This window comes from Achromobacter marplatensis (genome assembly GCF_002209535.1).
Taxonomy (GTDB): Bacteria; Pseudomonadota; Gammaproteobacteria; order Burkholderiales; family Burkholderiaceae_B; genus Achromobacter; species Achromobacter marplatensis.
Map to the genome: position 1 here is coordinate 224,090 of NZ_NJIG01000002.1, position 12,401 is coordinate 236,490.

Here is a 12,401-nt window from a genome sequence, read left to right on the forward strand (position 1 = left end):
ACACTGGCCCCCTATCCTTATCGGCAAGACTCGTCCATGACGCGCGACACCTCCCACATTCCCGCCCGCTACCTGTTGTTCCCCTTGCTGGCGGCCCTGATCTGGTCGGTCAACATGATCGTGACCAAGATGGCCGCCGGCGTGATCTCGCCCGCTGTCATCGGCTTTTACCGCTGGGCGATCGCCGGCGCCGTGCTGACGCCGTTCGCCCTGCCGGGCGTGTGGGCGCAGCGCCGCCTGATCGTGCCGTACCTGCCCAAGTTCGCGGTGTTGGGCGGGCTCGGGATGGCGCTGTATCAGGGACTGGCCTACGTGGCGGCCTCCAGCACCACGGCGACCAATATGGGCATCATCACGGCCATGATCCCGCTGCTGACCATCGCGGTGGGCGCAGTGGTGCTGCGCCAGCGGCCCACGCTGATGGCAATGCTGGGCGGCCTGGTGTCGCTGGCCGGGCTGGCGCTGCTGATTGGCGAAGGCGATCCGTCGCGCCTGCTGTCGGTGGGCGCGAACCCGGGCGATCTGCTGATGGGCCTGGCCGCGCTGGCCTATGCGCTGTACGGCGTGCTGCTGCGTCGCTGGGGCCTGCCGGTGGGGCCGTGGCAGTCGCTGTACGTGCAGGTGGCATTCGGCGTGCTGTTCCAGCTGCCGGCCTTCCTGATGGCCGCGCCGTCTCCGCTGAACGCCGACAACGTGCCGCTGGTGCTGTACGCGGCGATCTTCCCGTCCCTGTTTGCGCCCTTCCTGTGGATGCAGGGCGTCAAGCACCTGGGCCCCAACCGCGCCAGCATCTTCCTGAATCTGATGCCGGTGGGCACCGTGGCGATCGCCGCGGTCTTCCTGGACGAAAAGCCTCACGTCTTCCATATTGTGGGCGGCGCAATGGCGCTGGCCGGGGTGATGCTGGCGCAAATGCGCACGCCCCGCCTGGGCCTGCGCACCGGCAAAGCGGCGGGTTGAACGCCTTCGGCGGCTCCTGACGCGCGCCTGTCAGGGTTCCGGCCTACAATCGACGGTTCATCAGCTTTCTTTCCCTATACGAGCCCATGGCCCAATACGTCTACACCATGAACCGCGTCGGCAAGATCGTGCCGCCCAAGCGGCAGATCCTGCGTGACATCTCGCTTTCGTTTTTTCCTGGCGCCAAGATCGGCGTGCTGGGCCTGAACGGCTCGGGCAAGTCGACGCTGCTGAAGATCATGGCTGGCGTCGATAAAGAGATCGAAGGCGAAGCCATTCCCATGCCGGGCCTGAACATCGGCTATCTGCCGCAGGAACCGCAACTGAACCCCGAGCACACGGTGCGCCAGTCGGTGGAAGAAGGCCTGGGCGCTGTCGTTTCGGCCAAGAAGCGCCTGGACGAGGTCTATGCCGCCTATGCCGAGCCGGACGCCGATTTCGACGCCCTGGCTGCTGAACAGGCCGAACTGGAAGCCATCATCGCCGCTGCCGCGTCCAGCGGTTCGGACGATATCGAGCACCAGATGGAAATCGCTGCCGACGCGCTGCGCCTGCCGCCCTGGGACGCCATCGTCGGCAACCTGTCCGGGGGTGAAAAGCGCCGCGTGGCCCTGTGCCGCCTGTTGCTGTCCAAGCCCGACATGCTGCTGCTGGACGAACCCACCAACCACTTGGACGCCGAAAGCGTGGAGTGGCTTGAGCAATTCCTGCACAAGTTCCCCGGCACCGTCGTCGCCGTGACCCACGATCGCTACTTCCTGGACAACGCCGCCGAGTGGATCCTGGAACTGGACCGCGGCTACGGTATTCCGTGGAAGGGCAACTACAGCTCGTGGCTGGAACAGAAAGAAGACCGCCTGAAGCAGGAAGAGTCCTCGGAATCCGCCCGCCAGAAGACCATCAAGAAGGAACTGGAGTGGGTGCGCCAGAACCCGAAGGGCCGCCAGGCCAAGGCCAAGGCGCGTCTGGCCCGCTTCGAGGAACTGTCGTCCTACGAATACCAGAAGCGCAACGAAACCCAGGAAATCTTCATTCCCGTGGGCGAGCGCCTGGGCAACGAGGCCATCGAGTTCAACAACGTCAGCAAGGCCTATGGCGACCGCCTGCTGATCGATAACCTCAGCTTCAAGGTGCCGCCGGGCGCCATCGTCGGCATCATCGGCCCCAACGGCGCCGGTAAGTCGACGCTGTTCCGCATGATCGCGGGCCGCGAGCAGCCGGATTCGGGTGAAGTGAAAATCGGCCAGACCGTGAAGCTGGCCTATGTGGACCAGTCGCGCGATGCGCTGGAAGACAAGAAGACGGTGTTCGATGCGGTGGCCGACGGCGCCGACATCCTCACGGTGGGCAAGTTCGAAATGTCGTCGCGCGCCTATCTGGGCCGCTTCAACTTCAAGGGCGGCGACCAGAACAAGGTCGTGGGCCAGTTGTCGGGCGGTGAACGCGGCCGCCTGCACATGGCCAAGACGCTGATCGCCGGCGGCAACGTGCTGCTGCTTGACGAACCGTCCAACGACCTCGACGTGGAAACGCTGCGCGCGCTGGAAGACGCGTTGCTGGAGTTCCCCGGCAGCGTGATGGTCATCAGCCACGATCGCTGGTTCCTGGACCGCATCGCGACCCACATCCTGGCTTTCGAAGGCGATTCGCAAGCGGTGTTCTTCGACGGCAACTACCAAGAGTACGAAGCCGACAAGAAGCGCCGCCTGGGCGAAGAGGGCGCCAAGCCCAAGCGCCTGCGCTACAAGGCGCTGAAGTAAGCCTTAGCCAGTCAGTACAAGAGATCCCGGTCGGTGCGCCGGGATTTTTTTCGGACGTTCCACTCGTGGGATGGGTGGCGCGCGACGACGACATTCGAGAATGCGATCGCCGAACGCACGCAACCGTCAAGCAGCCCCGATGATCGAGAAAGCCCGAACGGGGTATCCTAAGGATTCACCTGGAGCCCCGAACATGCTGCTGCAAGCTTCCGATTCCACGCTGCTCATCGTCGACATGCAGGGCCGGCTGATGCCGGTCATCCACAATGGCGATGCCGTGCTGGGCACGGCGCACAAGCTCGCGCAGGCTGCGCGCCTGCTCGATGTGCCGGTGATCGCCACCGAGCATCACAGCAAGATGCTGGGCGTCACGGTGGATCCCCTGCGCGATATCGTGCAGGCCACCTTCCAGAAGATGCACTTTTCATCCGCGCGCGAACCGGGTTTCGAAGCGTGGTTGCCGGCGGCGCGCAAGACGATCCTGGTGGCGGGGTGCGAGGCCCACATCTGCGTGCTGCAAACCGTGATCGGCCTAGTGGACATGGGCTACAAGGCCGTGCTGGTGTCTGACGCGGCGGGGTCGCGCAAGCCTGCCGACCATCATGCGGCGCTGCGCCGCGCGCGTGCACACGGCGCTGAAATCGTCACTTCAGAAATGGCGATTTTCGAATGGATGGAGACTTGCGAGCATCCGCGTTTCCGTGATGTGTTACGTCTGGTCAAATAACCGACGCGGCCTGCAACACTGTCCCGGGGGCGCGCAAAGATTCACTCGCCGTTTGACACAATTCCTGGGCAAACCTCACACCACCCGTGCGTTTATTTTGAGATCCTGAAAGCTCTAAACCCATAAGGGGACCGCGCGCTCGCGTCAGGTCCATGGTGCGGCCCCGGGGTACAAGAATAGGAGCCTCATCATGAAAATCGCATCTCTTTCCAAAATCTGTGTCGCACTGGCAATGACCGCCGCCATGGCTGGCTGCTCGTCCTGGGACAGCATGAGCCATCGTCAGAAGAGCACGGTCGGCGGCGCCGCATTGGGCGGTGTCGCAGGCGCCGTGATCACCAATGGCGGCGTCCTGGGTACGGTGGGTGGAGCGGCGATCGGTGGTGTGATCGGCGATCAGGTCGGCAAACACTAAGCCCCCGCGCCCCAAGCAAAACGCCTGGCATTGCCAGGCGTTTTTTTTATCGTCGTGTTTTGCACGAGGGCTGAAGCGCGCCGGATGGCCGGCGCGCGTCGGCCTTATGGCGCCTCGTTTTGCGGCATCTCGATCTTCACTTCCAACACTTCCAGCGTGTCCTGGCGTTCCAGGTGCACCTTGATGTCTTCGGGGTTGATCTTCACGTATTTTGAAATCACGGCGATAAGTTCCTGCTGCAACTGCGGCAGGTAGTCGGGCGAGTCGCCGCGGCCCCGCTCGTGGGCCAGGATGATCTGCAACCGTTCCTTGGCAACGGAGGCAGAAGATTTCTTTTGACCAAGCAGAAACGACAGGAAGGACATTGCTTACTTGCCTCCGAACAGGCGTTTCAGAAGACCGGGCTTTTCGTAATCGGTAAAGCGCAGGGCCTTGTCTTCGCCAAGGTAACGGGCCACGACGTCCTTGTAGGCTTCGGAGACGTCGGTATCTTTCAGGTGGATGGCCGGCAGGCCTTGGTTCGACGCTTGCAGCACCGCTTCCGATTCGGGGATGACGCCGATCAGTTTGATGCGCAGGATGTCTTCGATGTCGCCCAGCGACAGCATTTCGCCGTCGACGACGCGCTTGGGGTTGTAGCGCGTGAGCAGCAGGAATTCCTTGACCGGCTCGCCGCCGTCCACAGCCCGCTTGGACTTGGCGGCCAGGATACCCAGGATGCGGTCGGAGTCGCGCACCGACGAGACTTCCGGGTTCGTCACGACCAATGCGTCGTCGGCGAAATAGGCGGCCATCAGCGCGCCCGTTTCAATGCCGGCGGGCGAATCGCAGACGATGTACTCGAAGCCCATTTCCTTCAGGTCGTTGATGACCTTTTCCACGCCTTCCTGCGTCAGCGCGTCTTTGTCGCGCGTTTGCGAGGCGGGCAGGATGAACAGGTTTTCAAGCTGCTTGTCCTTGATCAGCGCCTGGTTGAGGGTGGCTTCGCCCTGGATCACATTGACGAAGTCGTACACCACGCGACGCTCGCAGCCCATGATGAGGTCGAGATTGCGCAGGCCGACATCGAAGTCGATGACAGCGGTCTTGTGGCCCCGCATCGCGAGGCCCGCGGAAAAACTGGCGCTCGTCGTGGTTTTACCCACGCCGCCTTTGCCGGAAGTCACCACAACAATGCGTGTCATGACGATCAAACCCTTATGTTCGAATAAATCGCGTTATCGTAAAGCAAAAAGCCCATGTAAGGCTTCTTACAGAATGTGTTGAGACGTTCGCGCACCAGCGAAGAAAGCGGTCAGGCTTTCAACGCTTCGATGCGCAGGGTGTCGCCGTCAAGGCGAACCAGGGCGGGCTGGTTTTGCAGCGTCCGGTCCAGTTTGTCTTCCACCACGCGGTACACGCCGGCCACGGCAAGCAGTTCCGCGTCCAGATGCGTTGTGAAGATGCGCGCCGACGTGTCGCCGCGCGCGCCGGCCATGGCCTTGCCGCGCAAGGGGCCGTAGACGTGCACATTGCCGTCGGCGATGACTTCCGCGCCTTGGCTGACCATGCCGATGACGACCAGGTCCGTGTGCCGCGCGTAGACGCGCTGCCCGGAACGCAGGGGTTTGGTGATGACCAGCGCCGACGACGAATGCGGCGCGGCTTGCGTCGGGGCGGGTGCGGACGTGGTGCTGCTGGCTTCGCGCGCCGGCATCGGTTCGGCCGAGGCGGCGGCGGGCTTGTCCGCGGCGGGCGTCTCGGGGGCGGACGTATCGGTGGGCGCGGGCGCGGTCTCGACGGCGGCGGCCGGCACCGAGGGCACGGGCGTGGACACGTCGTTCGGCGGCGCGGTATCCACGACCGGGGCCGGGCGGGCGGCGGGGGTGGACAGTTCCACCGGCGTCAGGCCGGCTTCGCGCGCGGCTTTCAGATTGGCGCCTTCGGCCACGACGCCGATCGGGGGCAGGTTATGGCTGCGCAACGCGGCTACCAGCGCCTTCCAATCGATCTTCTCTTCGACGCGGCTGGCGTCGATCACGACGGGTTCGTTCTCGAAGAAGCTGCCGGCGTCGGCCATGCGCTTGGTCAGCGCGGCAACGAGGCGTTCGGGGTCTGCGCTGTGCAGAACCACCCGGATGGCATACAGGGTGGCGCTTTTGAAGTCCAGGGCTAGGGATTCAGTGTTCATCTTGATTGTGGCTGGCGGTCCGGGCGCCAGGAAACGGCGCGCACAACCGGCTGCGGGATGTCGGGGATGATAACCCGCCGGGGGGCGGGGTGCGCAGCCGGCAAGACGAAAGAAAAAGGCGCCCGAAGGCGCCTTTTTCCGTGATACGCACGCGGGCGGGTCAGCCTTGCACCCAGGAATCGCGCAACGTCACGATGCGGTTGAGCACCGGCGCAGCTTTGGTGGATTCCTTCAGGTCGGCCGTGAAGTAGCCCAGGCGTTCGAACTGCCAGGTGGCACCAGGCGTGGCCACGGTGCCGGGTTCCAGCCAGGCCGTGACGGTCTGCTTGGAGTTCGGGTTCAGGCAGGCCAGGAAGTCCTTGTCGCCGCCATCGGGGCGGGCGTCGGCGAACAGGCGGTCGTACAGGTGGATCTGGGCAGGCACCGCGTGGGCCGCGCTGACCCAGGTGATGTTGCCCTTGACCTTGACGCTGTCGGCGCCCGGCGTGCCGCTCTTGGTTTCCGGCAGGTATTCGGCCTGCACTTCGACGATGTCGCCGGCTTCGTTCTTGGTGAAGCCGGTGCAGCGCACGACGTAGCCGTATTTCAGGCGCACGGTGTTGCCCGGGAACAGGCGGAAGTACTTCTTCGGCGCTTCTTCACGGAAGTCGTCGCGCTCGATCCAGAGTTCGCGCGACAGCGGGAACTCGCGCACGCCGGCTTCCGGATCGTGCGGGTTGCGCGGCGCGGTGCAGATCTCGGTCTGGCCTTCCGGGTAGTTGGTGATGACGAGCTTGATCGGGTCCAGCACGGCCACCGAGCGGGCGGCGATGGGGTCGAGGTCGTCGCGCACGGCTTGTTCCAGCAGGCTGTAGTCGATGCGCGAATCCGACTTCGAGACGGCGGTGCGCTCGCAGAACAGGCGGATCGAGGCTGGCGTGTAGCCGCGGCGGCGCAGGCCGAAGATGGTCGGCATGCGGGGATCGTCCCAGCCGTCCACGTGTCCTTCCTGCACCAGTTGCAGCAGCTTGCGCTTGCTGGTGACGACGTAACTCACGTTCAGGCGGGCGAATTCATATTGGTGCGGCAGCGGCTGGGCCAGCTTGCCGAGTTCGGCCAGGCGGGTCAGGATCCAGTCGTAGAACGGCCGCTGGTCTTCGAATTCCAGCGTGCAGACGCTGTGCGTGATGCCTTCCAGCGCGTCTTCCACCGGGTGCGCCCAGCTGTACATCGGGTAGATGCACCATTGGTTGCCCGTGCGGTGGTGGGTGGCGTGGCGCACGCGGTACATGACCGGGTCGCGCAGGTTGATGTTGGGCGACGCCATGTTGATCTTGGCGCGCAGCACCAGGCTGCCGTCCGGATGCTTGCCGTCGCGCATTTCGCGCAGCAGCGCGACCGACTCCGCAGCCGGGCGGTTGCGCCAGGGCGAGTCGGTGCCGGGTTCGGTCAGCGTGCCGCGGTTGGCGCGGATGGCTTCGGGGCTTTGCTCGTCGACGTAGGCGTGGCCGGCTTCGACCAGCGCTTCGGCGAATTCATACATGTAGCCGAAGTAATCACTGGCGAAATACAGGTTTTCCTGGCCGTTGTCGGCTTTCCAGTCGAAACCCAGCCAGCGGACGGCTTCGATGATGGCGTCGACGTACTCCTGGTCTTCCTTTTCGGGATTGGTGTCGTCAAAGCGCAGGTGGCAGACGCCGCCGAAATCGCGCGCCAGCCCGAAGTTCACGCAGATGCTCTTGGCGTGGCCCAGGTGCAGGTAGCCGTTGGGCTCCGGCGGGAAACGCGTGCGGATGCGGGCCGGATCCGGTTCCCCCTGCTGCTGCACGGCGGCCGGGCCAGGCTTGCCCGCCCAACGTTTGCCCTGGAAGCGGTTGGCTTCGAGGTCGTCCTGGACGATGTTGAGCAGGAAATTGGATGCAGCTGGGGTCGGCGTCGTGGCGGAGGTCATTCTTGAAAGAATAGGAAAAAGCGGCGACAAAGCGTCAATTTTGCCACGTTCCGCCGCGAGGGCCTTTTCAGACCCCCTGCAACCGGTTTCAAACTGCCCCCATTGTCTTGTAACTGGCTCTACACTACGGGCCATTATGGATATATCCACCCTTTCCCTGGCCCGTGCGCAGTTCGTGGCCAGCCTGAGTTTTCTGGCGCTGTTCCTGGCGATTTCCCTGGCGCTTGCCTGGGTCTTGCTGTTTTTCAAGGTGCGCGCGCGATGGTCGGGCCGTGGCGGCTGGACGGCCGCCTACCGCTTCTGGGTGCGCATCTTTGCGCTGGCCTTCGTGCTGACCCTGGCGGCCAGCGTGCCGGTGCTGATCCAGATCGGCAGCCTGTGGGCGGGCCTGATGGACAAGATCGGCAATGTGGCCGGCCCCTTGCTGGGCTACGGCATCCTGTCCGTCTTCATCTTGAAGTCGTGTTTCTTGGGCGTCATGCTGTTCGGCCAGCGCCGTGTGTCGGATGGCGCACACACCTTGGCGGTGCTGATGGTGGCCGTGGGCCAGTTGGTGGCGGTGTTCTGGGTGCTGGCGCTGCAATCCTGGATGCAGACCCCGGATGGCGCCATCCTCGTCGATGGGCGCTACCAGGTCTATGACTGGGCCGCCGTGGTGCTGAACCCCTCGGTGGGCTGGCGCATGGCGGTGGTGGTCGTGGGCGCGGCGCTGGCCGCCTCGTTCCTAATGATGGGCGTGACCGCCTTGCAAGCGCTGCGGCGCCCGCTGGGCGATGGCGAACGCAATGCGTTCAAGACCGGGCTGGTGGTCGCGGTGGTCGCGGCCTTCCTGCAGGTGCCGGTGGCCACGGGCGCCGGCCAGATGGTCGCCAAGCTGCAGCCCGCCAAGGCGGCCGCCGCGGCCGGCTTCTGGGAAAGCGGCGCGGAACCCCAGCTGGTGCTGTTTGGCTGGCCGGACGCGCGCGCGCACGTCAACGTGTCGGACGTGACCATCCGCAATGCCGGCGGCATGTGGCTGCACCGCAATGCGGACGGCACCTATCAGGGCCTGGACAAATATTCCGGCATGCTGCCGCCGGTGGCGCTGACCTTCTGGTCGTTGCGCGTGGCGGTGGGGTTGGGCCTGCTGATGTTGGCCGTGGCCTGTGTCACGTTCGTGTGGACCTTCCGCCGCGGGCTGGACCCCTCGACCCTGCCGGTCTGGTGGCAGCGCGTGCTGTGCGGCATGATGTTTTCCGGCGGCATCGCAGTGGTGGCCGGCTGGTGGGTGTCCATCATCGGGCTGCAGCCTTTCGTCGTCAACGGCACCATCACGCAATCCGAAGTGCTGGGGCAGACGGCGTCCAGCACCATTCTCTACGGGCTGGCGGGCTATGGCCTGCTGTATGCCTTGCTGCTGTCCGCGTTCGCCGCCATGCTGTTCCACGCGGCGCGCTATGGCGTGGTGCCGGTGCGCAAACTGGGCGGAGGTTCGCCATGATCGCCATGCTGGCCGCTTCGCAGGGCCTGAGCCCCGAAGACCCTTCCTTCTGGATGCCGCTGGCCTTCATGGGGCTGCTGTTCGTGGTGATCGCCGCGGGCATGGTCCTGGACGGCTTCGATCTGGGCGTGGGCATCCTGCTGCAATTGGCGCCCGAGCACGAGCGCGGCCGCATGATGTCGCTCTTGAGCCCCTGGCGTGACGCCAATGAATTCTGGTTGCTGCTGGGCATGGGCCTGTTCGCGTCGGCGTTCCCGTTCGCGTGGGGCGCAGTGCTGGGCAAGCTATACGGGCCGCTGACCTTCATGGTGCTGGGCGTGGTGCTGCGCAGCGTGTCGTTCGAATTCCGCATCCGCGCGCGCAATGAAATGAAGCCGCGCTGGATCTTCGGTTTCTGGGCCGGCTCGATCATCACGGCGTTTGGCCAGGGCATGCTGCTGGGCCGGATCGCCACCGGCTACCAGTCCGACGCCGGCTACGGCTGGTTCGCGATGTTCGTGGGCCTGTGCGCCGTGGCGGCCTATGTGCTGCTAGGCGCGTCCTGGCTGGTCATGCGGGTGGATGGCGACTTGCAACGCCGGGCCGCCGGCTGGGCCCGCCACGCCATCCGCTGGACGGCGGTAGGCATGGTCGCGATCGCCGTGACCCTAGGGCTGGCCAACGCCGGCATCTTCTACAAGTGGAGCAACATCGCCCACCTGAGCCTGGCCGCAACGGTCTGGGTGATGATGCTGGCGGGCTACGTGGCGGCCGAGATGCTGCTGGCACGCCTGCCCGGCCGCGCGGACCGCTTCAGCTGGCTGCCGTTCGTGCTGTGCGTGGCGCTGTTCCTGCTGATGCTCAGCGGCCTGGCGTACAGCCTGTTCCCCTACCTGATCCTGGACGACATGACCTTGTGGGACGGCGCGGGCGCGCTGAGCTCGATGCGCCTGGTCATGGCCGGCGCGGTCGTGGGGATACCGGTGGTGCTGGTGTTCAACATCCTGGCGTACCGGTCGGTCTTCGGCAAGGAGCGCGCGCCGGTGCCGCTGTTGCCGCCGCCGTCGGCCTGACGGCGACAGCGGTGCGGCGGCAGCGGGGCTGGCGCCTACAGCACCGGCTTGGCGACGCGTTGCAGGATCTCTTCGCCGTAGGCTTCGAGTTTGCGCGCGCCCACGCCGCTGATGTGGCTGAGCGCATCCATCGACTCGGGCTGGGCCAGGGCGATTTCGCGCAAGGTCGCGTCATGGAAGATGACGTAGGCGGGCACGCCGTGGCTCTTGGCCACTTCGCCGCGCCAGGCGCGCAGCGCCTCGAACACGGGTTGCAGTTCGGCCGGCAGGTCGATGGCGGCGGCCTTGGGGCGGCCATTGCTGGTCTTGCCCGAACGGGTCTTCTTTTCGGATTCGCGCCGCAGCATCAACTGGCGCTCCCCTTTAAGCACCGCGCGGCTGCCTTCGGTCAGCGCCAGCGTGCCGAACCCTTCGTTGTCCACCGTCAAGAGGCCTTGCGCCAGCAACTGGCGTAACACGCCGCGCCAGGCGGTGTCGCTCAGGTCTTCACCCACGCCGAACACACTTAGCGTTTCATGGCCATGCTGCTTGGTGCGGTCGGTGACCTTGCCGCGCAGGATGTCGATGATGTGGCCCGCGCCGTAGCGCTGGCCGCGTTCTTTCCACAGGCGGTAGACGGCCGACAGCACTTTCTGCGCGGCGACCGTGCCGTCCCACGCCTGGGGCGGTTCCAGGCAGACGTCGCAGTTGCCGCAGGCCGTGATCTGCTGGCCGAAATACGCCAGCAGCCGCACGCGGCGGCATTCCACGGTCTCGCACAGCCCCAGCATGGCGTCCAGTTGCTGGCCCAGCCGGCGGCGGTAGGACTCGTCGCCCGGGGATTCGTCGATCATGCGGCGCTGCTGCACCACGTCCTGCAAGCCGTAGGCGAGCCAGGCGGTGGCGGGCAAGCCGTCGCGGCCGGCCCGGCCGGTTTCCTGGTAATAGCCTTCGACGGATTTGGGCAGGTCGATGTGAGCGACGAAGCGCACGTCGGGCTTGTCGATGCCCATGCCGAACGCGATGGTGGCCACCATCACCACGCCGTCCTCGCGCAGGAACCGGGCCTGGTTGGCGGCGCGCACCTGCGGGCTGAGCCCGGCGTGGTACGGCATGGCGTCGATGCCCTGATTGCACAAGAATTCGGCGGTTTCCTCCACGCGCGCCCGCGACAGGCCGTACACCACGCCGGACTCGCCTTCGTGTTCCGTGCGGATCATGTCCAGCAACTGCTTGCGCACTTCGTTCTTTTCGATGATGCGGTAGCGGATGTTGGGGCGGTCGAAGCTCGAGACGAAATGGCGGGCGTCGTCCAGCGACAGGCGCTGGGCGATTTCCGTGCGCGTGTCGGCGGTGGCGGTGGCGGTGAGCGCAATGCGCGGCACGTCGGGCCAGCGCTCGTGCAGCATCGACAGGCCCAGGTATTCCGGCCGGAAGTCGTGGCCCCATTGCGACACGCAGTGCGCCTCGTCGATGGCGAACAGCGCGATGCGGCCGCGTTCCAGCAATTGCAGGCAACGGTCGGTCAGCAGGCGTTCGGGGGCAACGTACAGCAGGTCCAGCTCGCCGGCCAGGAACGCCTGTTCGACGTCGCGCGCCACCCGCCATTCCTGCGTGGAATTCAGGAACGCCGCGCGCACGCCCAGTTCGGTCAGGGCGTCGACCTGGTCCTGCATCAGCGCGATCAGCGGCGAGACGACGATGCCGGTGCCTTCGCGGACCAGCGAGGGAATCTGGTAACAGAGCGATTTCCCGCCGCCGGTCGGCATGAGGACCAGCGCGTCGCCGCCGTCGATCACCTGTTCGACAATGGCTTGCTGGTCGCCGCGGAAGGATTCGTAACCGAAAACGCGCTGCAACACGCCGAGGGCGCGCGCGTCAGACATGGGGGTAGGCCGGAAGCATCATGGCAGGGATTTTAAGCCGCA

General features: G+C 65.3%; 11 protein-coding genes. 6 read left to right on the forward strand and 5 right to left on the reverse strand.

The genetic code is table 11. The features are described from left to right. Positions 1-36 precede the first annotated feature (36 nt). The 4 genes from CEY09_RS04530 (at position 37) to CEY09_RS04545 (ending at position 3,862) form a co-directional block, all read left to right on the forward strand. Positions 37-960 (forward strand): DMT family transporter, encoded by a 924-nt coding sequence (locus tag CEY09_RS04530; RefSeq protein ID WP_088587739.1) that lies wholly within the window; start codon positions 37-39, stop codon positions 958-960. Positions 961-1,046: 86 nt separating this feature from the next. Then, complete coding sequence (gene ettA / locus CEY09_RS04535) at positions 1,047-2,720, forward strand: energy-dependent translational throttle protein EttA (protein ID WP_088587740.1); 1,674 nt, start codon at positions 1,047-1,049, stop codon at positions 2,718-2,720. A gap of 193 nt (positions 2,721-2,913) precedes the next feature. Beyond that, entirely contained in the window at positions 2,914-3,447 is a 534-nt protein-coding gene (locus tag CEY09_RS04540) for an isochorismatase family protein (protein WP_088587741.1), read from the forward strand. 190 nt (positions 3,448-3,637) lie between these two features. Further along, positions 3,638-3,862, forward strand: a complete 225-nt coding sequence (locus tag CEY09_RS04545; protein ID WP_088587742.1) for a glycine zipper 2TM domain-containing protein — start codon at positions 3,638-3,640, stop codon at positions 3,860-3,862. Between the two features lie 104 nt (positions 3,863-3,966). Here the strand turns inward: CEY09_RS04545 and minE are convergent, their stop codons facing one another. The 4 genes from minE to CEY09_RS04565 all read right to left on the reverse strand — a co-directional run bounded on the left by minE (position 3,967) and on the right by CEY09_RS04565 (position 7,962). Further along, positions 3,967-4,227, reverse strand: coding sequence for a cell division topological specificity factor MinE (gene minE / locus CEY09_RS04550; protein WP_006226437.1), 261 nt, complete (start codon positions 4,225-4,227; stop codon positions 3,967-3,969). A 3-nt stretch (positions 4,228-4,230) separates the two neighbouring features. Next, complete coding sequence (gene minD, locus CEY09_RS04555) at positions 4,231-5,046, reverse strand: septum site-determining protein MinD (RefSeq protein ID WP_006226438.1); 816 nt, start codon at positions 5,044-5,046, stop codon at positions 4,231-4,233. A 110-nt stretch (positions 5,047-5,156) separates the two neighbouring features. Beyond that, positions 5,157-6,032: a septum site-determining protein MinC gene (minC, locus tag CEY09_RS04560; protein ID WP_088587743.1), complete on the reverse strand. Its 876-nt coding sequence runs from the start codon at positions 6,030-6,032 to the stop codon at positions 5,157-5,159. Between the two features lie 160 nt (positions 6,033-6,192). After that, positions 6,193-7,962, reverse strand: a complete 1,770-nt coding sequence (locus tag CEY09_RS04565; protein ID WP_088587744.1) for a glutamine--tRNA ligase/YqeY domain fusion protein — start codon at positions 7,960-7,962, stop codon at positions 6,193-6,195. Positions 7,963-8,098: 136 nt separating this feature from the next. Between CEY09_RS04565 and CEY09_RS04570 the strand changes: the two genes are divergently transcribed. Then, a complete protein-coding gene (locus CEY09_RS04570) occupies positions 8,099-9,442 on the forward strand; it encodes a cytochrome ubiquinol oxidase subunit I (RefSeq protein WP_006226441.1) in 1,344 nt (447 codons plus the stop codon). Further along, positions 9,439-10,494: a cytochrome d ubiquinol oxidase subunit II gene (locus tag CEY09_RS04575; RefSeq protein ID WP_006226442.1), complete on the forward strand. Its 1,056-nt coding sequence runs from the start codon at positions 9,439-9,441 to the stop codon at positions 10,492-10,494. The genes CEY09_RS04570 and CEY09_RS04575 overlap by 4 nt, the downstream gene beginning before the upstream one ends. A 35-nt stretch (positions 10,495-10,529) precedes the next feature. Here the strand turns inward: CEY09_RS04575 and recQ are convergent, their stop codons facing one another. Further along, a complete protein-coding gene (gene recQ, locus CEY09_RS04580; RefSeq protein WP_006226443.1) occupies positions 10,530-12,359 on the reverse strand; it encodes a DNA helicase RecQ in 1,830 nt (609 codons plus the stop codon). Between the last annotated feature and the right edge of the window lie 42 nt (positions 12,360-12,401).